General features: G+C 56.4%; 16 protein-coding genes. 15 read left to right on the forward strand and 1 reads right to left on the reverse strand.

Features of this window, described 5'->3' with window-relative positions; genetic code table 11:
• The first annotated feature begins 4 nt into the window (after positions 1-4).
• The 13 genes from ftsL (at position 5) to lpxC (ending at position 15,491) form a co-directional block, all read left to right on the forward strand.
• A complete protein-coding gene (gene ftsL, locus MJ923_RS18840; protein ID WP_240592428.1) occupies positions 5-316 on the forward strand; it encodes a cell division protein FtsL in 312 nt (103 codons plus the stop codon).
• Positions 313-2,049 (forward strand): penicillin-binding transpeptidase domain-containing protein, encoded by a 1,737-nt coding sequence (locus MJ923_RS18845; RefSeq protein ID WP_126169187.1) that lies wholly within the window; start codon positions 313-315, stop codon positions 2,047-2,049. Before ftsL ends, MJ923_RS18845 begins: the two co-directional genes overlap by 4 nt.
• A complete protein-coding gene (murE, locus tag MJ923_RS18850) occupies positions 2,046-3,509 on the forward strand; it encodes a UDP-N-acetylmuramoyl-L-alanyl-D-glutamate--2,6-diaminopimelate ligase (RefSeq protein WP_240592429.1) in 1,464 nt (487 codons plus the stop codon). Before MJ923_RS18845 ends, murE begins: the two co-directional genes overlap by 4 nt.
• Positions 3,506-4,873: a UDP-N-acetylmuramoyl-tripeptide--D-alanyl-D-alanine ligase gene (locus MJ923_RS18855; RefSeq protein WP_240592430.1), complete on the forward strand. Its 1,368-nt coding sequence runs from the start codon at positions 3,506-3,508 to the stop codon at positions 4,871-4,873. The genes murE and MJ923_RS18855 overlap by 4 nt, the downstream gene beginning before the upstream one ends.
• On the forward strand, positions 4,874-5,956 hold the full coding sequence (mraY, locus tag MJ923_RS18860; protein ID WP_126169190.1) for a phospho-N-acetylmuramoyl-pentapeptide-transferase: 1,083 nt from the start codon (positions 4,874-4,876) through the stop codon (positions 5,954-5,956).
• A 15-nt stretch (positions 5,957-5,971) separates the two neighbouring features.
• Positions 5,972-7,291 carry a UDP-N-acetylmuramoyl-L-alanine--D-glutamate ligase gene (murD, locus tag MJ923_RS18865; RefSeq protein WP_240592437.1) on the forward strand — a complete coding sequence of 440 codons (1,320 nt, stop codon included), beginning with the start codon at positions 5,972-5,974 and terminating at the stop codon, positions 7,289-7,291.
• Entirely contained in the window at positions 7,281-8,489 is a 1,209-nt protein-coding gene (gene ftsW / locus MJ923_RS18870; RefSeq protein WP_126169191.1) for a cell division protein FtsW, read from the forward strand. Before murD ends, ftsW begins: the two co-directional genes overlap by 11 nt.
• Positions 8,489-9,571 (forward strand): undecaprenyldiphospho-muramoylpentapeptide beta-N-acetylglucosaminyltransferase, encoded by a 1,083-nt coding sequence (murG, locus tag MJ923_RS18875; protein WP_240592431.1) that lies wholly within the window; start codon positions 8,489-8,491, stop codon positions 9,569-9,571. Before ftsW ends, murG begins: the two co-directional genes overlap by 1 nt.
• Before the next feature lie 9 nt (positions 9,572-9,580).
• Entirely contained in the window at positions 9,581-11,035 is a 1,455-nt protein-coding gene (gene murC / locus MJ923_RS18880; protein ID WP_240592432.1) for a UDP-N-acetylmuramate--L-alanine ligase, read from the forward strand.
• Positions 11,036-11,147: 112 nt separating this feature from the next.
• Complete coding sequence (locus MJ923_RS18885) at positions 11,148-11,966, forward strand: cell division protein FtsQ/DivIB (RefSeq protein ID WP_335925343.1); 819 nt, start codon at positions 11,148-11,150, stop codon at positions 11,964-11,966.
• Positions 11,967-11,969: 3 nt separating this feature from the next.
• Positions 11,970-13,205, forward strand: a complete 1,236-nt coding sequence (gene ftsA / locus MJ923_RS18890; RefSeq protein ID WP_126169194.1) for a cell division protein FtsA — start codon at positions 11,970-11,972, stop codon at positions 13,203-13,205.
• A gap of 28 nt (positions 13,206-13,233) precedes the next feature.
• Positions 13,234-14,415 (forward strand): cell division protein FtsZ, encoded by a 1,182-nt coding sequence (gene ftsZ, locus MJ923_RS18895; protein ID WP_126169195.1) that lies wholly within the window; start codon positions 13,234-13,236, stop codon positions 14,413-14,415.
• A gap of 155 nt (positions 14,416-14,570) precedes the next feature.
• Positions 14,571-15,491 carry a UDP-3-O-acyl-N-acetylglucosamine deacetylase gene (gene lpxC / locus MJ923_RS18900; RefSeq protein ID WP_126169196.1) on the forward strand — a complete coding sequence of 307 codons (921 nt, stop codon included), beginning with the start codon at positions 14,571-14,573 and terminating at the stop codon, positions 15,489-15,491.
• 13 nt (positions 15,492-15,504) lie between these two features.
• On the opposite strand, the gene MJ923_RS18905 is transcribed toward lpxC, so the two are convergent.
• Complete coding sequence (locus tag MJ923_RS18905) at positions 15,505-15,957, reverse strand: DUF721 domain-containing protein (protein WP_240592433.1); 453 nt, start codon at positions 15,955-15,957, stop codon at positions 15,505-15,507.
• Between the two features lie 27 nt (positions 15,958-15,984).
• On the opposite strand from MJ923_RS18905, the gene MJ923_RS18910 reads away from it, so the two are divergent.
• Positions 15,985-16,884 (forward strand): M23 family metallopeptidase, encoded by a 900-nt coding sequence (locus MJ923_RS18910; RefSeq protein ID WP_240592434.1) that lies wholly within the window; start codon positions 15,985-15,987, stop codon positions 16,882-16,884.
• Positions 16,885-16,941: 57 nt separating this feature from the next.
• Positions 16,942-19,665, forward strand: coding sequence for a preprotein translocase subunit SecA (secA, locus tag MJ923_RS18915; protein WP_240592435.1), 2,724 nt, complete (start codon positions 16,942-16,944; stop codon positions 19,663-19,665).
• The last annotated feature ends 519 nt before the right edge of the window (positions 19,666-20,184 follow it).

Consider the following 20,184-nt stretch of genomic DNA (forward strand, 5'->3'; position numbering starts at 1 on the left):
GCGGATGAGTAAGCAACTGGATTTGCCACGTGTTGTGTTGTTGGATTTGTGGCACCACAAGTGGATAGTCCTGCTGGCGCTGCTGGTGATGGCCCATGGTGTTTTAGTTGTATATACAAGTCATGTCAGTCGCAAACTCACCTCCGAAGAGGCGCGGCTGATGCAAGAGCGGGACAGATTGAACATTGAGTGGCGCAACCTGCTGCTCGAGGAACAATCCCTGGCAGAGCACAGCAGGATAACAAGGATAGCGACAAAGGAATTGAATATGGTCAGACCCCTTCCCAATGAAGAAGTGGTTGTGAGAGTGCCATGAGCAGGCAGGCAAAACGCAATCAGAAAGCACAACCCATTCCATGGCGTTTATACGTGGTGGTGGGTTTTGTGTGTTTGCTGTTTACCAGTCTGGTGGGTCGCGCCGCCTATATTCAATTGATTGAACCCGACCGTCTGCGTCACGAAAGCGATATGCGCACCCTGCGTACCAGCAGCAGTGAAGTGCAGCGCGGCCTTATCACCGATAGAAACGGTGAAATGCTGGCCGTGAGTGTGCCGGTGCAGGCCGTGTATGCCGATCCCAAAGAAGTGCATGACAAAGACGGCTTCGCCGATATGCGACGCTGGCAGGCGCTTGCCGATGTGCTGCACGAAAAGCCCGACGAGCTGATTGCCCGGGTTCAGGACAATCCTGCCAAGCGTTTTACTTACCTCAAGCGTCAAATTACTCCGGCGGTGGCGGATTATATCCGTCAGCTCAAGCTGCCCGGCGTTTACCTCAAACCTGAATCGCGCCGCTATTACCCAGCAGGTGAAATCACGGCTCAGCTGATTGGCGTGACCAATATCGACGATGTGGGCATCGAAGGCATTGAAAGCACCTACAACAACTGGCTCACAGGTACGCCCTCGAAGCAGAAAGTACGTAAATCCCGTGATGGCCATGTGGTGGAACGCCTTGATATTGTTCAGGAAGGTGAAAGCCCGAACGATCTGGTGCTCAGTATCGATCAGCGTATTCAGCAGTTGGCCTACCGCGAGCTTAAGCGCGCCACCGAGATGCATCAGGCTACCTCGGGTTCTGTGGTGGTGATTGATATCCATACCGGCGAGGTGCTGGCGATGGCCAACACCCCGTCTTACAACCCCAATAGCCGCAACGACTGGCAAAGCTTCAAGATGCGTAACCGCGCCGTGACCGACACCTTTGAGCCCGGCTCCACGGTGAAGCCCTTCGTGGTGGCAGCGGCGCTCGAATCCGGTACCGTCAAGCAAAGTGAAGTGATTTCCACGTCTCCGGGCTGGATGCGGATTGGTGGTCGCCAGGTGCGTGACTCGCGCAACTATGGCGATATGTCGCTGACGAAAATTCTCGTTAAATCAAGCAATATGGGCGTGGCCAAACTGTCACTCGGCATGCCGGTAGAGCAGCTTTTGGGGACTTACTATTCCATAGGTCTGGGCAATTACTCCGGCATAGGTTTGCCGGGTGAAAGCGCCGGGCTTATCCGTGAAAAGCATCGCTGGTCTGATTTTGAACGTGCGACCCTGGCCTTCGGCTATGGCCTTACCACTACTACGCTGCAACTGGCGCGGATGTACGCCACTTTGGGCAATGGCGGCATCCTGTATCCCGCTACCATTCTCAAACTCAAACAAAAGCCGGAAGGTCAGCAGGTGATTTCTGAGCGGGTTGCCGACGAAGTGTTGCACATGCTGGTGGGCGTAACCGAGCAGGGCGGTACTGCGCTTAAGGCCCATATCGATGGCTATCCGGTTGCCGGTAAAACCGGTACCAGCCGTAAAGCCGTGGCTGGCGGCTATGGTGATGATTACCTGGCAACCTTTGCCGGCGTGGCGCCTGTGAACAACCCAAGGCTTGCCATTGCCGTGGTCATTAACGAGCCCAAGGGCGACAGATATTACGGCGGCGACGTGTCGGCGCCTGTGTTTGCCAAGGTGATGGCCGGTGCGCTGCAAATGCTGAATGTGGAGCCCATCAGCTCCCGCGAACAGATGCAATTGGCTGCCAACGGACGGGAGGCCGAATGATGCTGTTGAAAGATTTATTGGCGCCCTGGTTCCACTATGCCGGTACTGAAAGTGTTAATGCACCTGTGCTCGACAGTCGTCAGGTCAGCGAAGGCGGCCTGTTTGTGGCCATTCCCGGCCATGCCGCAGATGGCCGCAATTTTATCGCTGCCGCCCTTGCCAAAGGCGCCGCGGCAGTACTGACCCACACAGATGACCCTGCGGCCCATGGATTGGTGGAGCGTGAGCAGGGGCTGGTGATCCATTTCTTCCAGCTCAGCCGCCAGGTGTCGGCGCTGGCCCGTCAGTACTATGAGCTGACTCCCGGTAAGCTGCACACAGTCGGTATCACGGGAACCAATGGCAAGACCTCGGTCAGCCAACTGATTGCCCAGCTGTCTGAGCAGCTCGGCAGCCGCGCAGCGGTCATGGGTACCCTCGGCAATGGCCTTTGGGGCGAGCTTGAAGATGTGGGTAACACCACCGCCGACCCCATTCGGGTGATGGCGGATTTACACCATTTCGAAACTCGCGGCGCCAGGGTATGTGCCATGGAAGTCTCCAGCCACGGGCTGGTGCAGGGACGGGTTGAAGCCGTTCCCTTTGAGGTGGCGGTATTTACCAACTTGAGCCGCGACCACCTGGATTACCACGGTGACATGGAAAACTACGGCGCAGCCAAACGTCGGTTGTTCTCCTTTGGCAGCCTTAAGGCCAGTGTGATCAACCTGGACGACGCCGTAGGCGAAGGCTGGTTTGCCGGAATGGGGCACGCGGTGGGTTTCAGCTGCGAAGGGCATCCCAAGGCCGCCTGGCGGTTTGAACAGGCCCGCTTCCACCATGCCGGATTCAGCGCCAACCTGGTGTGCCCCGAAGGCGAATTTGCCCTCGAGTGCCGTCTGCTTGGTGCCTTTAACCTGTCCAACCTGCTCGCTGCCCTGTGCGCGATGAACCAGCTTGGTTACAGCGCCGGGTCTCTGGTGCAGGCGGCTGCAAAACTGACGCCGGTGCCCGGTCGGATGGAGTGTTTCCCCCGCGCAGATGGTCTGTCGTTGGTGGTCGATTACGCCCACACTCCGGATGCTATCGAGCAAGCGCTCAAGGCGGCGCGTCATCACTGCGAAGGTCAGCTGTGGATTGTATTTGGCTGCGGCGGCGATCGTGATAAAGGCAAGCGTCCTTTGATGGCGGCGGCAGCCGAGCGTTTTGCCGATCAGCTGGTGCTGACTTCCGACAATGCCCGCAGTGAAGATCCGCAGGCCATTCTCGATGATATGAAGGCCGGACTGAAGGCGCCCGAAGATGCGCAGTTCGAAGTAGACCGCATTCAGGCTATCCGCCGTGCTGTGGCGCTGGCCAATCCCGGTGACCTTATCCTGCTGGCCGGTAAAGGCCATGAAACCTATCAGGAAATCGCCGGAGTGAAACACCAATACGATGAACGCGCCCTGGCAAAGGCGCTTTGTGAGGAGAAATCGTGATCCCGCTGAAGTTGTCAGAACTGGCCAATGCAACCGACGGTACCCTGCTGGGTGAGGATGTGGTTATACATCACTTAAGCAGTGACAGCCGCCAAATGACCCCGGGCAGCCTGTTTGTGGCGCTCAAGGGCGAGCGTTTTGATGGCCATACCTTTGCTGACAAAGCGGTTGAGCTGGGCGCCAGCGCCTTGCTGGTTGAGCGTGAATTGCCGTTCGCCGTGCCGCAGTTGCTGGTTGCTGACCCGCAGAAAGCCATGGGTCGCATCGGCGCGCTGGTGCGTGACCGCGTCAATCCGGTATGTGTGGCGCTCACCGGCTCCAACGGCAAGACCAGCGTGAAAGAAATGGTGGCCACAGTGCTGGCACAGCGCCACTCGGTACTCTTCACCGCTGGTAACTTCAATAACGAAATCGGCGTGCCGCTGACCTTGCTGCGCCTCGAAGCGGGCCACGAGTTTGGAGTATTTGAACTGGGCGCCAACCACAAGGGTGAAATTGATTACACCTCGTCTCTGGTGCGCCCAAGGGTGTCGCTGGTCAACAACGTTGGCAGCGCGCATCTGGAAGGTTTTGGCTCCGAGGCCGGTGTGGCTCAGGCCAAGTCAGAGATTTACCACCATCTGGCCGAGGACGGCGTGGGCATAGTGAATGCCGATGACCGCTACGCCGATGTGATGCTCGCCAAATTGCAGGGCAAACAGGTGCTGCGTTTTGGCCTTGGCAGCGATGCCGATGTGACCGCCCGTGAAGTGGCCTGTGATGCGTTTGGTCGCCACAGCTTTGTGCTCTGTCATGGCGGCAGCCATGCCCGGGTGACCTTGCCACTGGCCGGACGCCATCAGGTACATAACGCGCTGGCCACTGCGGCCATTTGTATTGCCCTTGGGCTGGCTCTCGATGAGATTGCCCAAGGCCTTGGCAAGCTCGCTCCTGTTAAGGGCCGCATGCTGCCGGTGGAGCTTGGTCGTATCACTGTGGTGGACGACACCTACAATGCCAACCCCAACTCGGTTGGCGTCGCTATCGACTGGCTGAAGGAAATTTGTGCAAACCGGATCCTGGTACTGGGCGATTTGGGTGAATTGGGCGACAATGCTGCCCTTTTGCATGGGCAACTGGGTGAGCGGGCGAAGGAAGCCGGTCTCGACAGTTTGTTTTGCCTTGGCAGCTTAAGCCGCCAAGCCAGTGAGGCATTCGGCAGTGAACACTTCGTGGAGCTGGATGCTCTGGTGAGCAATTTGATTAAACATATCAACGGGGTAGAGGGACAAGTGACCCTGTTGGTGAAGGGGTCTCGCAGCGCCGCCATGGAGCGGGTTGTAGAGGCCTTAACGGCCGCCCACGGGCGCGGGGAGTTAGTATAAATGCTGGTTTATCTGGCCGAGTATCTGACCCAGTTTTACTCTGGGTTCAACGTATTTTCCTATGTGACCTTCAGGGCCATTCTGGCGCTGCTGACTGCGCTTATGTTCAGCCTCTGGTGGGGCCCAAAACTGATTGAGCGCCTGCAGTTGCTGCAAATCGGTCAGGTGGTTCGCAACGACGGCCCAGAGTCTCATTTCAGTAAGCGCGGCACCCCAACCATGGGTGGTTTGCTGATCCTCGCCGGTATCTTTATCAGTGTGCTGCTGTGGGGCGATTTGGGCAGCCGCTACGTGTGGGTCATGCTGTTTGTACTGGGCTCATTCGGTCTGATTGGCTTTATCGACGATTACCGCAAAGTGGTTCGCAAAGATCCCAAGGGTCTGATTGCCCGCTGGAAATACATTTTCCAGTCGCTGGCGGCCATTCTGGTTGCCTTTTACCTGTTCTATTCGGCCAAGCATCCGGGCGAAACCCAGCTGGTGGTGCCTTTTTTCAAAGACATTCTGCCGCAGCTTGGATTGATGTTCATTGTGCTGACTTATTTCACCATTGTGGGGGCCAGTAACGCGGTGAACCTCACCGATGGTCTGGATGGTCTGGCGATTATGCCTACCGTGATGGTGGCGGCGGCCTTTGCGCTGATTGCCTATCTGTCCGGTCACGTGCAGTTTGCCAACTATCTGCACGTGCCTTACCTGCCGGGCTCCGGCGAGCTGGTGATTGTCTGTACTGCCATTGTGGGCGCGGGTCTGGGCTTTTTGTGGTTCAACACTTACCCAGCTCAGGTATTTATGGGCGATGTGGGTTCTCTGTCGCTGGGCGCTGCACTTGGCACCATCGCTGTGTTGGTTCGTCAGGAAATCCTGCTGGTGATCATGGGCGGCGTGTTTGTGATGGAAACCCTGTCAGTGATCCTGCAGGTGGGATCCTACAAGCTGCGCGGTCAGCGAATTTTCCGCATGGCACCAATTCACCACCATTATGAGCTCAAGGGCTGGCCGGAGCCGCGGGTGATTGTCCGTTTCTGGATTATCTCCCTGTTCCTGGTGCTGCTTGGTCTGGCCACGTTGAAGCTGAGGTAATTTATGGGTCTGCCGCTGGATAAGCCACATACACACATAGTGCTGGGCCTGGGTGCCACGGGGCTGTCTGTGGTGCGCTTTTTGACTGGCAAAGGCATTGCGCCGCTGGTGATGGACAGCCGTCGCCAGCCGCCGGGCATGGATAAACTGGCAGCCGAATTTCCGGATGTGCCCCTGGTGAGTGGCGGCTTTGATTGCCGTCATCTGGTCCAGGCGCAGCAGATTATCATCAGCCCGGGCATTGCGGTGGATACCCCCGAGGTGCGCGCTGCCATGGATATGGGCATCGAAGTGATTGGCGATGTGGAGCTGTTTGCCCGCGAGCTTACTGAGCGAGCCCCCTGCGTGCTGGCGATTACCGGCTCCAACGGTAAATCCACTGTGACCACCCTGGTGGGCGACATGGCTGCGGCCGACGGTAAAAAAGTGGCCGTGGGCGGCAACATAGGCGTGCCTGCGCTGGATTTGCTGTCTCAGTCTGCCGAGCTTTATGTGCTTGAGCTGTCGAGCTTTCAGCTGGAAACGACCCACAGCCTCAAGTGCATTGCCGCCACCTGTCTGAACATCAGCGAAGACCATATGGACAGATACGCCGATCTGGAAGCCTATCGTCAGGCCAAGTTGCGTATCTATCCGCAGTCAAAATTGAGTGTGTTCAACCGTGACGATCTGGCTACAGAGCCGAACGATCCCTGTCATACCACCAGTTTCGGCCTTGGCATTCCCGAAGGGGATGAATGGGGGCTGATGGATGGCAAGGTCTATCACGGCACCAGTGAAATCATGAACTTGCTGGATGTAGCCCTGATTGGTGCCCACAACCATGCCAACCTGCTGGCGGCCATGGCGCTGTGCGAAGCGGCCGGTATTTCTCGCGAGGCCATGGTCAAAGTGGCCCGTGAGTTCACAGGTCTCAGTCATCGCTGCGAGCTGGTGGCGAACCACGACAACATCGCCTGGGTCAACGACTCCAAAGCCACCAACGTAGGCGCCACAGCGGCGGCGCTGAATGGCCTCAGGGATCACCTGGGCGACATCATTCTTATCGCCGGTGGCGATGGCAAGGGCGCCGATTTTGAACCCTTGCGGACAGCATTTGCCTCGGTGACGCACCTCATTACCCTGGGGCGTGACGGCGACAAGATTGCCGAGCTTAAGGAAGGCGCGATTCGTGTGGCCAACATGGCCGAGGCGGTGGATAAGGCCAAGGCGCTTGCCAATCCCGGTGACATAGTGCTGTTGTCGCCAGCCTGCGCCAGCTTGGATATGTATGCCAACTTTATGGCCCGGGGTGATGACTTCAGGGCCAATGTGGAGCGGGTCTATGGCGAGTGACAGCAGACAGCTCAATCTGTTTGAGCGCAGCGGTCATTTTTGGTCAGGCTGGTTCGGGAGTCAGAAGGCCCCCGGCTCGCAGCTGTATGACAGATCGCTGCTGACTGCTGTGTTGTCGCTGATGGCATTTGGTTTTGTGATGGTGATGTCGGCCTCGATGCCGGAAGCCCAAAGCCTGAAAGATAATCCGTTCCATTTTATGTACCGCCATGTGTTTTATCTGCTGGGCTGCGTGGTTATCGCCTCCGTGGTGCTCAGGGTTGAGATGAAGACCTGGCAAAAATTCAGCCCGTTTCTGTTGCTCGGGGTGTTTCTGTTGTTGGTTGCCGTGCTGGCGGTGGGTACCACGGTAAACGGCGCCAAACGCTGGCTCAGCGTTGGCCCTATCCGGATTCAGGTGGCTGAGATGGCCAAGCTGGTGTTTGCCATTTACCTGTCGGGTTATCTGGTCAGGCGGCTGCAGGAAGTGCGTGAAAACGCCAAGGGATTTTATAAGCCGATTGCGGTGTTTGCTCTGTATGCCCTGCTGATCCTGGCGCAGCCGGATCTGGGCACAGTAGTTGTGTTGTTTGTGGGCACAGTGGGGCTGCTGTTTTTGGCTGGCGCGCGGATGCTGGACTTCTTCGCGCTGATTTTTGCCGGAGTGCTGGCGTTTGTGGCGCTGGTACTGCTGGAGCCTTACCGGATGCGACGGGTGACATCGTTCCTCGACCCATGGGAAGACCCGTTTGGCAGCGGTTATCAGTTGGTGCAGTCGCTGATTGCCTATGGTCGCGGTGACTGGTTTGGTCAGGGACTGGGTAACAGTATTCAGAAACTGGAGTACCTGCCCGAGGCTCACACCGACTTTATTTTTGCGGTGATTGGCGAAGAGCTGGGCTTTGTTGGCATTGTGCTGGTGCTATCCGGGCTGCTGTTCGTAGCGCTCAAAGCGATTCGCCTCGGCAACGAATGCCTGGGACTGGAGCGCGCCTTTGAGGGGTATCTTGCTTATGCCATCGGCATCTGGATTTGCTTCCAGACCGTGGTGAACGTGGGCGCGAGCATCGGCATGCTGCCCACCAAGGGGCTGACACTGCCGTTTGTCAGTTACGGTGGTTCAAGCCTGTGGGTGATGACCTCGGCCGTGTGTATTTTGCTTCGTATCGATTATGAAAAACGCCTGAGTCAAATTCAGGCGGTACAGGGGAGACTCTAATGGGCCCGCAGTCAGGAAAACGTCTTTTGGTGATGGCCGGTGGTACCGGTGGTCACGTATTTCCTGCGCTGGCGGTGGCACGTCGTTTGGCGAGTGAAGGCTGGCAGGTTCGCTGGCTGGGCACCGCCGATCGTATGGAGGCTCGTCTGGTTCCACAGCATGGCTTCGATATCGACTTTATCGATATTCAGGGCGTGCGTGGAAATGGTTTGCTGCGCAAGCTGGCGGCGCCGGTGAAAATCCTGCGCTCAGTGATGCAGGCCAGAAAGGTTATCCAGAGCTTTAAGCCCGATGTGGTGCTGGGCATGGGCGGTTTCGCCAGTGGTCCGGGCGGCGTGGCTGCCAAGCTGTGCGGCATCCCGCTGGTACTGCATGAGCAAAATGCCATTCCGGGGATGACCAATAAGCTTTTGTCCCGCATTGCCAGCCGGGTGCTGTGCGCCTTTGACGGTGCTTTTGGCACTCAGGGGCAAACCGTGGGGAATCCGATTCGGGATGAGTTGGTGGCCCTGGGGGCCAAACCCCGTCAGGTGCAGAGCGATGCGCTCAAGGTGCTGGTTGTTGGCGGCAGCCTTGGCGCCAAGGTATTCAATGACCTGATGCCTGCCGTGACAGCGCGTTTGGCGCAGGAACAGGCCGTGACCGTCTGGCATCAGACCGGCAAAAACAACCTGGCGGCCGTACAGGTGGCATACCAGGAGCTGGGGCAGGACGGCGGCGTGAATATCGCTGAATTTATTGATGATATGGAAGCGGCTTATCGCTGGGCTGATGTGGTGCTGTGCCGGGCTGGCGCCCTGACAGTTTCCGAGCTGGCTGCGGTGGGATTGCCGAGCATTCTGGTGCCTTATCCCCATGCGGTGGATGACCATCAGACTATGAATGCCAGAGTGCTGGTGGATGCCGGTGCGGCCTTCTTGGTGCCCCAGCCCATCGCTTCCACCGAGCTATTGGCCGACAAGCTCAGATTGCTTGCCGGCGACCGTGAAGAATTGACCCGTATGGGTGAAAGAGCCAGAGCGGCTGCCGTATTGGATGCCACCGAGCGAGTGGCTGACGTTTGCCGCGAGCTGGCTAAGTAAAGGTTGGTTATGACACAGACAGAGAAGTACAGACAGCTTCGTACCATGATCCCCGAGATGCGCCGGGTACGCCGAATCCACTTTGTGGGCATTGGCGGCGCCGGTATGGGTGGGATTGCCGAAGTGCTGGTGAACGAAGGCTATCAGGTCAGCGGCTCAGATATTGCGAACAACGCCGTGACCGAGCGTCTTGGTGGTCTGGGTGCCCGTATTTTTATCGGCCATGGTGCCGATAATGTGGCAGGTGTGGACGTGGTGGTGGTATCCACCGCCATCAACAAAGAAAACCCGGAATTGCTGGCTGCCAAGGCCAATCGTATTCCCGTGGTGCGCCGCGCCGAAATGCTCGCCGAGCTGATGCGTTATCGCCATGGGGTGGCGGTGGCCGGTACCCATGGTAAAACCACCACCACCAGTTTGATTGCCAGTATTTATGGTCAGGCCGACCGCGACCCAACCTTCGTGATTGGCGGTCTGCTCAACAGCGCCGGTACCAACGCCCGCTTGGGTTCGAGCCGCTATCTGATTGCCGAGGCTGACGAGAGTGACGCCAGCTTCCTGCATTTGCAGCCGATGGTGACTGTGGTGACCAATATCGAAGCCGACCACATGGATACTTACGGCGGCGACTTCGAGAAGCTCAAATCCACGTTTGTGGACTTTATGCACAACCTGCCTTTTTACGGCGTGGCCGTGGTCTGTGTGGACGATCCTGTGGTGCGCGAGCTTATCCCACGCATTGGCCGCCAGGTAGTGACCTACGGCTTCAGTGACGATGCCGATGTGCAGGCGCTGGATTTTGTTCAGGAAGGCCACAGCTGCCGGTTTACCGTGCGCCGCAAGGGCAAGGATGACCTGTCGCTGAAGGTGAATCTGCCGGGACAGCACAATGTGCTCAACTCCCTGGCTGCGATTGCGGTGGCGACCGAAGATGAAATTGAAGACGAGGCTATCGTCAAGGCGCTGGCCGAATTCCAGGGCATTGGCCGCCGTTTCCAGCACCTGGGTAAGTTCGATACTCCCAAGGGCGAAGTGATGTTGGTGGACGACTATGGTCACCACCCCAGCGAAGTGGCCGCCACCATCAAGGCTGCCCGTGCCGGTTGGCCGGACAAGCGTCTGGTAATGGCCTATCAGCCGCACCGCTATACCCGTACCCGGGACTTGTACGAAGACTTCGTCGAGGTGCTGTCTCAGGTGGACAAGCTGGTGCTGCTTGAAGTGTATGCCGCCGGTGAAGCGCCGATCCCCGGCGCCGATGGCCGGGCACTGTGCCGCTCGATTCGTCAGCGCGGCCAGCTGGAACCGATTTTTGTTGCCAGCCCTGAGCAGCTTGCGGCTGTGATGCCGGATGTGCTGGAAGATGGCGATCTGCTGCTGTGTCAGGGGGCGGGCAATATCGGTGCCCTGTCCCGTGAGCTGGCGGCGAGCCAACTGGGGTTCGACAAGGCGGACAACAACTAGATGCTGCTGAAATATTCGCCAGTTAAGTGGTTGTTCCTTTTGGCCTTTGACCTGAGATCCCGGGTCTATATAATGGCCGGTTCCCCTGCGGTGGGTCGCTGAGGAGCCGGGTTTGGCAAGAGAAAAAGCGCAGCCCCGGAAACGACCTTCCCGGGAAGAGCGGACCAAAGAGGTCAAGGCGCCGCGACAGCCAATACTGCCCAGGCTTAAGGCGCTGAACTGGTATTTCATCACCGGCTTTGGGTTTTTCCTGTTGGTGCTGGGAATGCTGGGCTACAGCGGTTATCGGCTCCATGGGCTTTTGAACGATGCCGAAGCCTTGCCGATTGAGGCGCTGGTGATAAAAGGCGAGCGGGTTTACACCACCGAGGATGAAATCCGCTCTGCCATGGAAAAACTGATGCAACGCAGCTTTTTCAGTGCGGACGTGGCGGAAATCCAGCAGGCCATCGAGGCTTTGCCCTGGGTGTACAAGGCCACGGTGCGGCGGGTTTGGCCGGCGCGCATCAAGGTGTATTTGCAAGAGCAGCAGGCGGTAGCCCGCTGGAATGGCATGGACTGGGTGAACGAGCACGGCGAAGTGTTCAGTGCGCCCACCCAGCCGGGGCTGGAGCAGCTGCCCAAGCTGTCGGGACCCGAGGCCAGATCGGCCGAGGTACTGACCGCCTATCGGCAAGTGGCCGAACTGTTGAAGATTAACGGCTTTGGGCTTGAGAGCCTGAGCCTGAGTCCAAGACACGCCTGGATCGCCGTGCTCGACAGCGGCATCACGCTCGAATTGGGCAGAGAAGACAAGATGGCGCGGGTGCAACGTTTTATCAATGTGTACCCGACGTTGGCAAAGCAAACCAAGGCTGTGGCCAGGGTGGATTTGCGCTACGACACAGGATTGGCCGTAGGCTGGGATGAGACAACACAAGAGAGTCGCTAACTGATGACCAAGAACCAGGATAGAAATCTGATAGTCGGATTGGACATAGGTACCGCCAAGGTCGCTGCGATCATTGGCGAAGTCATGCCTGACGGAGAGATCAGCATTGTGGGTCTTGGCAATCACCCTTCACGGGGGATGGACAAGGGCGGGGTGAACGACCTCGACTCTATCGTGCGCAGTGTGCAGCGGGCGCTGGATCAGGCCGAGTTGATGGCTGACTGCCAGGTGTCGTCTGTGTATCTGTCGATTTCCGGCAAGCACATCGCCTGCCAGAACGAGCGCGGCATGGTGTCTATCAACGATGAAGAAGTGACCCAGGAAGACGTGGACAACGTCATCCACACCGCGCGTTCGGTGAAGATCCCAACCGAGCGTCGCATCCTGCATGTGCTGCCGCAGGAATACGCCATCGACGTGCAGGAAGGCATCAAGAGCCCCATCGGCATGTCGGGCATGCGCATGGAAGCCAAGGTGCATATCGTTACCTGTGCCAACGATATGGCCAAGAACATCACCAAGAGCGTGGAGCGCTGCGGCCTTAAGGTCGACGACTTGGTGTTTTCCGGTATCGCCTCAGCCGATGCGGTGCTGACCAACGATGAAAAAGATCTGGGCGTGTGCCTGGTGGACGTTGGTGGCGGTACCACGGATATCACTGTGTACACCAATGGCGCCCTGCGTCACTGCGCCGTGGTGCCGGTGGCCGGTAACCAGGTGACCAATGATATCGCCAAGATTTTCAGAACGCCTTTGTCCCACGCGGAGCAAATCAAGGTGCAGTACGCCAGTGCGCGCAGTGCCATGGTCAGCCGCGAAGACAGCATTGAAGTGCCGTCAGTGGGTGGGCGTCCTTCCAGAACCATGTCCCGCCACACCTTGGCAGAGGTGGTGGAGCCAAGATACCAGGAGCTGTTTGAACTGGTGCTCAAGGAGCTTCGCGGGGCCAGACTGGAAGACCAGATTGCCGCGGGCATAGTGCTCACCGGTGGCACATCCTCCATCGAGGGTGCCGTCGATGTGGCCGAAGCTGTGTTCGGTATGCCGGTTCGGGTGGCATCGCCACTGCCGGTGAAAGGTTTGTTTGAATATGTGGATCAGCCCATTTACTCCACCGGGGTGGGGCTGCTCCATTATGGCGCACGCCGGGTGCTCGAGAGGCAATACGAGCGGCCGCAGCGTCAGGGGGTGACCAGTGTCTGGAATCGGGTCCAGAGCTGGTTTAAAGGTGAATTTTAACTAACGCAGGCAAATGGAGATTTAGACCATGTTTGAGATCATGGATACTCATTCCGACGAGGCGGTGATTAAAGTCATCGGCGTTGGTGGCGGTGGTGGCAACGCCGTCGAGCATATGGTGAAGCACAATATTGAAGGTGTTGAGTTCGTTGCAACCAACACTGACGCACAGGCGCTGCGCAAATCTGCCGCAGGCCAGACCATCCAGTTGGGTCGTGATGTGACCAAGGGTCTGGGTGCCGGTGCCAACCCTGAGGTGGGCCGTGCGGCCGCCGAAGAAGATAAAGAAAGCATCCGCGCTGCCATCAAGGGCTCGGACATGATCTTTATCGCCGCCGGTATGGGCGGTGGTACAGGTACTGGCGCTGCGCCAGTGGTTGCCGAAGTGGCACGCGAAGAAGGCATTCTGACCGTAGCCGTGGTGACCAAGCCGTTCCCGTTCGAAGGCAAGAAGCGTATGGCCTATGCCGAGCAGGGCATCAACGAGCTGGCCAAGCACGTAGATTCCTTGATCACGATTCCCAACGAAAAGCTGCTCAAGGTATTGGGCCGCGGTACTTCACTGCTGGACGCTTTCGCAGCGGCCAACAACGTACTGCTTGGCGCTGTGCAGGGTATTGCTGAGCTTATCACCCGTCCGGGTCTGATTAACGTCGACTTCGCCGACGTGAAAACCGTTATGTCCGAAATGGGTAATGCCATGATGGGTACCGGTGTTGCCCGTGGTGAAGACCGCGCCGAAGAAGCTGCCGAAGCTGCTGTTGCCAGCCCACTGCTGGAAGACATCGACCTGGCCGGTGCCCGTGGCGTGCTGGTGAACATCACCGCCGGTATGGACATGACCATTGAAGAGTTCGAAACCGTAGGTAACCACGTTAAGGCTTATGCCTCTGACAATGCCACTGTGGTGGTGGGTGCCGTTATCGATCCAGAGATGAGCGATGAGCTGCGCGTTACTGTAGTTGCGACCGGTATCGGTGCCGAGAAGAAGCCTGATATCCAGTTGGTACCTAAGGTTCAGCCTCGTCCGGAGCCTGTGGTTGTTGAGCCAAAGGTTGAAGCCTTCGTGGCCGAAGAGCCGGTATTCCAGGCTCAGCCAGCGGCCAAAGGTAACGCCGTACCCTCGGCAGCACCTCAGGTTGCCCCTGCGCCCAAGAACGAACTTGATTACCTGGATATTCCAGCCTTCCTGCGCAAACAGGCAGACTGAGTAAAAAAAGCGGTACAGACAGAGCGCTGGCGAAGTAGCGTACTTTTTGTGAAATGCCAGACTTGTGGTAGCATGTCTGACCAGCCGACTCTCCGGCTGTCGTTTACGACTGCCTGAGTGACAGTGAATTGTTGAATGCAAAAACGGGTAACTGAATGATTTTTCAAAGAACAGTTAAAGAAATGGTTAAGACCACCGGTGTTGGATTGCACTCCGGTAACAAGGTCACGCTCACCATTAAACCCGCGCCTATCAATACAGGGATCGTACTGATGCGTACTGACCTGAACCCAGCCGTGGCCATTCCAGCCAAGGCGAATATGGTTCGGGAAACCACCATGTGTACGGCTCTGGTAAATGATGAAGGTGTTCGCATTTCAACAATCGAGCACCTGTTTGCCGCCCTGGCAGGTCTCGGCATTGATAATGCCGTTATAGAAGTGGACGCGCCTGAAATCCCGATTATGGATGGCAGTGCCAGCCCCTTCGTATTCCTGCTGCAGAGCGCCGGTATTCAGGAGCAGTCAGCGGCCAAAAAATATCTGCGTATCAAGCGCACCGTACGCGTGGAAGACGGCGACAAGTGGGCGGAAATCCGTCCGTTCCAGGGGTTTCGAGTCAACTTTGCCATTGACTTCAACCACCCTGAGATCGCGCGCAGCCAGCAGCATATGGTGATGGACTTTTCCTCGACTGCCTTTGTGAAAGATATCAGCCGTGCCCGCACCTTTGGGTTTATGCGCGATATCGAATACCTGCGTGCCAACAATCTGGCGCTGGGTGGCAGCATGGAAAATGCCGTTGTGCTTGATGAATACCGCGTCCTCAACCCCGATGGCCTGCGTTATGAGGACGAGTTCGTTAAGCACAAGATCCTGGATGCATTTGGCGATCTCTATGTCGCCGGTCATGCCATCATAGGTGAGTTTTGTGCCTATAAGACCGGCCACGCCCTGAACAACCAATTGGTCAGGGCGGTGCTTGCCGCTCAAGATGCCTGGGAACTGGTGAGCTTTGACAAAGAAGCCGACGCACCTGTCAGCTTCGCCATGCCAGGCAGTGTGGTTCTTGCCTGAGCAACAAATGGATTTATGACTGCCTGTGACGGCTGGCCAATGCAGCCAGCCGTTTCAGTTTCTGGCCCAGGCTACCTTCGGTGTGCTCGGCCAGGGCTTCAATGTGGGCTGCGGCCGTTTCGCTCAACTGATTGGTGTTAATCGGCGCTTTTGGTCGATACTGTGCCAGCGCCGGGTTGACTTTAACGTCAATAGCGGTAAGCATTGGGAGCGTTTCAGCCTGCAGTTGTTTGAGAAGCATAGGCTTTTGAAAGTTGATTCGGGCGGCCCAGGCGGCCGTAGCCGTTTCTATAACGAGAGTACCGTGGCGGAGATTTGCTACCTTGAGTTGCTCCGCAACCGGACCTGAAACCATCTGTTTTACGATGTGATCCAGATTGTTCAGCAACTCTGCCTTTTCGGCGATATCCGGCAGTGTGCCTGTGTTGTGCATGAGTGCAGCAAGGTCCTGAGGTAACTTTTTCATTCAATAAGAAGATGGCTGACTGAAGCTATGAGTGTAACAGTTTTTATTCAAGGTCGCAGCGGCGTTACCCGTTGGCAACCCGGCAAACGCTGGTTGTTGCTGCCGGTGTTGTTGCTCGCCACCGGAGCCGGCTTGTACCAGTACAATAATGCCCGGTTCGAAAGCCAGCAGGCCAGTGTAGACAGTGAACGTCAGGCCCGCGAAAACCAAAAACGCGAAGTGCTGGAACTCAAGGACGCTACCGAATCCCAACTCGCAACCCTGACCGCCTATGTGGCGCGCATGCAGGCGAAAATCACTCGCCTCGAAGCCTTGGGTCAGCATGTTGCCCAGAATTACAAGCTTGATGATCAGTTTGACTTCTCCGCCGAAGCCGGTGTGGGTGGTTCATCCGATCTCGGCTCTGCCATCGAAATTGGTCAGCTTATCGAAGACATGAATAAGCTGGCACTCAGAATTGATAACAATGACGCTCAGCTGGCACTACTTGAAACTGTGGCAGCCAATCTCCATATAGATGAAGAACGTTATGTATCAGGGCGCCCTGTCAGCAAAGGCTATCTCTCGTCGCCCTACGGTTTACGCAATGATCCCTTTACCGGCCGAAGAACCATGCATAAAGGCATAGACTTCGCTGGCTCAGAGGGGGCCGATGTCATCGCTACCGCCGGTGGTGTGGTGACATGGGCCGGAGACATGTTCGGTTATGGCCAATTGGTGGAGGTAGATCATGGTAATGGTCTGCGTACCCGGTATGGACACAATAAAACTTTGTCAGTAGCTGTAGGTGATGTGGTCGCCAAGGGTGAGAAAATTGCCACTATGGGCAGTACCGGTCGTTCGACTGGTCCCCATGTGCACTACGAAGTGTTGCGGTCGGGTCAGCAAGTGGACCCGAGAAAGTACGTCTACCGCAAGGCAGGTTAACAACTTTGGCTGTGAGACTCGACCAGGGACTTGGCCTAGATTGAGATAAGTATTCAGATGTTTAATGTACTGACAAAAATTTTCGGTAGCCGTAACGACCGCACCCTGAAACAGCTGGGTAAAGTTGTCCAAAAAATTAACGCATTGGAAGCCGACTACGAAAAGCTCTCCGATGAGGAACTCAAGGCCAAGACTGCCGAGTTCCAGGCCCGTTTGGAAAAAGGCGAAAGCCTCAACGACATCATGGCCGAAGCTTTCGCCACCGTGCGTGAAGCATCCAAGCGCGTGTTCGAGATGCGCCACTTCGACGTGCAGCTGATGGGTGGTATGGTGCTGGACAGCAATCGCATCGCCGAGATGCGTACCGGTGAAGGTAAAACCCTGACCGCGACCTTGCCGGCTTACCTGAACGCACTGACAGGAAAAGGCGTACACGTGATCACGGTGAACGACTACCTGGCTCGCCGCGACGCCGAAAACAACCGTCCGCTGTTTGAGTTTCTCGGTCTGTCCGTGGGCATCAACGTCGCCGGTCTGAGCCATGCCGACAAAAAAGCTGCCTACGATGCCGACATTACCTACGGCACCAACAACGAATTCGGTTTCGACTATCTGCGCGACAACATGGCTTTCTCGCCAAACGATCGCGTTCAGCGTCCACTGCACTACGCCCTTATCGACGAAGTGGACTCCATCCTGATCGATGAAGCCCGTACGCCGCTGATCATCTCCGGCGCCGCCGAAGACAGCTCTGAGCTCTACATCCGCGTCAACAAGCTGATCCCTAATCTGGTGCGTCAGGACAAAGAAGACAGCGAAGAGTTCGTGGGTGAAGGCGACTACTCCATCGACGAGAAAGCCCGTCAGGTACACATGACCGAGCGTGGTCAGGAAAAGGTTGAGCAACTGCTCACCGAAGCTGGCCTGCTGGCGGAAGGTGATTCGCTGTATTCAGCCGCCAACATTTCTTTGCTGCACCACGTTAACGCCGCCCTGCGTGCCCACACCCTGTTCGAAAAGGACGTGGACTATGTGGTGCAAAACGATGAAGTGGTGATTGTGGATGAGCATACCGGCCGTACCATGCCAGGTCGTCGCTGGTCAGAAGGTCTGCACCAGGCGGTTGAAGCCAAAGAAGGCGTACGCATCCAAAACGAAAACCAGACCCTGGCGTCCATTACTTTCCAGAACTACTTCCGTCTGTACGAGAAGCTGGCCGGTATGACAGGTACAGCCGATACCGAAGCGTTCGAATTCCAACATATTTATGGTCTGGACACCGTAGTGGTGCCAACCAACCGCCCCATGGTGCGTAAAGACATGCCTGATCTGGTTTACCTCACTGCCCGTGAGAAGTACCAGGCCATCATCGCCGACATCAAAGATTGCCGTGAACGTGGCCAGCCAGTGTTGGTGGGTACCGTTTCAATCGAACAGTCGGAACTGCTGTCGCGTCTGTTGAACCAGGACAAGATCCCCCATCAGGTACTGAACGCCAAGTTCCACGAGAAAGAGGCAGATATCGTGGCCCAGGCTGGTCGCCCGGGCACAGTGACCGTAGCCACCAACATGGCCGGTCGTGGTACCGACATCGTGCTCGGTGGTAACTGGAAGTCTGAAATCGAGGCGCTGGATAACCCAACCGCCGAACAGATTGCCGCAGTACGCGCCGACTGGCAGCAGCGTCACGATGCTGTGGTAGAAGCCGGTGGTCTGCACATTCTGGGTACTGAGCGTCACGAATCACGCCGTATCGACAACCAGCTGCGTGGTCGCTCCGGTCGTCAGGGCGATCCGGGCTCTTCCCGCTTCTATCTGTCGATGGAAGATAACCTGATGCGTATCTTCGCTTCTGAGCGTGTAGCCAACATGATGAAGAAGCTGGGTATGGAAGAAGGCGAAGCCATTGAGCATCCATGGGTGACCCGTGCTATCGAAAACGCCCAGCGTAAAGTAGAAGCGCGTAACTTCGATATCCGTAAGCAACTGCTCGAGTTCGATGACGTAGCCAACGACCAGCGTCAGGTGGTTTATGCCCAGCGTAACGAACTGATGGATGCCGAAAGCATCGAAGAAACCATTCAGAACATTCAGGCCGATGTAATTGATGGCCTTGTAAGTCAGTACATTCCACCTCAGTCAGTAGAAGAGCTGTGGGACGTTCCGGGTCTGGAAGAGCGTCTGGCTCATGAGTTTGGTCTGCAGTTGCCAATTCAGGAATGGTTGGATAAAGAAGACGACCTGCACGAAGAAACTCTGCGTGAGCGTATCGTCGATACCTGGCGTCAGGCTTATCAGGCCAAAGAGCAAATGGTCGGCACCCCAGTGCTGCGCCAGTTCGAAAAGGCCGTGATGCTGCAAACCCTCGATGGTCTGTGGAAAGAGCACTTGGCAGCCATGGATCACCTGCGTCAGGGTATTCACCTGCGTGGTTACGCGCAAAAGAACCCCAAGCAGGAATATAAGCGCGAATCCTTTGAGCTGTTCCAACAGATGCTGGAGTCACTCAAGCATGATGTGATTGCGATTCTGTCTAAAGTACAGGTACAGGCCCAGTCCGATGTAGAGGAAATGGAAGCCCGTCGCCGTGAAGAAGAAGCGCGTATCCAGCGCGAATATCAACACGCTGCCGCTGAATCCATGGCCAGCGACAACAGCGAGCTGGCAGAAATGGCATCACATGTGCCTCAGGTACGCGACGGCGAGAAAGTTGGCCGTAACGATCCTTGCCCCTGCGGTTCAGGTAAAAAGTACAAACAGTGCCACGGCAAGTTGACCTGATAAGCGCACTAATACAAAAGGCAGCCCCATGGCTGCCTTTTGTTTATCTGTTGTTTAGCTATAGACAGTAACTTTACAAGTTCCCCTTTGATCTTTGATCTTTACAAGTTCCCCTTTGATCTTTGATATAGCCAGACGAAGGCCGAAACAGTCGATAAAATGCGCGATTGTGGATAACTCTGGGGGTAAGATCTGTAAGACTTGTGTGCAGCGTAACAGATCGCAAAAAGATCGAAAAAAGATGGAAAAAGCCCTTGCACAAAAGTTCTGGCCCCCTATAATGCGCCTCCACTGACAGGGCACAACGGCAGCGAAAGCAGCCTGTTAACCCTGTCCAGGCAAGAGCCCGAACATTAAAACGACAGTTGAAAATGTTCATCAAAAAAGGGCTTGACGCCGAAAAGGGCTTCTGTAGAATACGCAGCCCTGACCAGATGAAAGTCGGTCACGTTCTTTAAAAATTTATCAAGCAATCTGTGTGGATACTCGCAGGTTGATGAAGTCGACAAAACGATTTTA

Source organism: Shewanella zhuhaiensis (assembly GCF_022484835.1).
Lineage (GTDB): Bacteria > Pseudomonadota > Gammaproteobacteria > Enterobacterales > Shewanellaceae > Shewanella > Shewanella khirikhana.

Coding starts and splice junctions, on each gene's coding strand:
- MJ923_RS18845 (WP_126169187.1), top strand. CDS start 313: ATGAGCAGGCAGGCAAAACGCAATCAGAAAGCACAACCCATTCCATGG.
- ftsW (WP_126169191.1), top strand. CDS start 7,281: ATGGCGAGTGACAGCAGACAGCTCAATCTGTTTGAGCGCAGCGGTCAT.
- MJ923_RS18910 (WP_240592434.1), top strand. CDS start 15,985: ATGAGTGTAACAGTTTTTATTCAAGGTCGCAGCGGCGTTACCCGTTGG.
- ftsL (WP_240592428.1), top strand. CDS start 5: ATGAGTAAGCAACTGGATTTGCCACGTGTTGTGTTGTTGGATTTGTGG.
- lpxC (WP_126169196.1), top strand. CDS start 14,571: ATGATTTTTCAAAGAACAGTTAAAGAAATGGTTAAGACCACCGGTGTT.
- murE (WP_240592429.1), top strand. CDS start 2,046: ATGATGCTGTTGAAAGATTTATTGGCGCCCTGGTTCCACTATGCCGGT.
- MJ923_RS18905 (WP_240592433.1), bottom strand. CDS start 15,957: ATGAAAAAGTTACCTCAGGACCTTGCTGCACTCATGCACAACACAGGC.
- mraY (WP_126169190.1), top strand. CDS start 4,874: ATGCTGGTTTATCTGGCCGAGTATCTGACCCAGTTTTACTCTGGGTTC.
- ftsZ (WP_126169195.1), top strand. CDS start 13,234: ATGTTTGAGATCATGGATACTCATTCCGACGAGGCGGTGATTAAAGTC.
- murG (WP_240592431.1), top strand. CDS start 8,489: ATGGGCCCGCAGTCAGGAAAACGTCTTTTGGTGATGGCCGGTGGTACC.
- ftsA (WP_126169194.1), top strand. CDS start 11,970: ATGACCAAGAACCAGGATAGAAATCTGATAGTCGGATTGGACATAGGT.
- murC (WP_240592432.1), top strand. CDS start 9,581: ATGACACAGACAGAGAAGTACAGACAGCTTCGTACCATGATCCCCGAG.
- secA (WP_240592435.1), top strand. CDS start 16,942: ATGTTTAATGTACTGACAAAAATTTTCGGTAGCCGTAACGACCGCACC.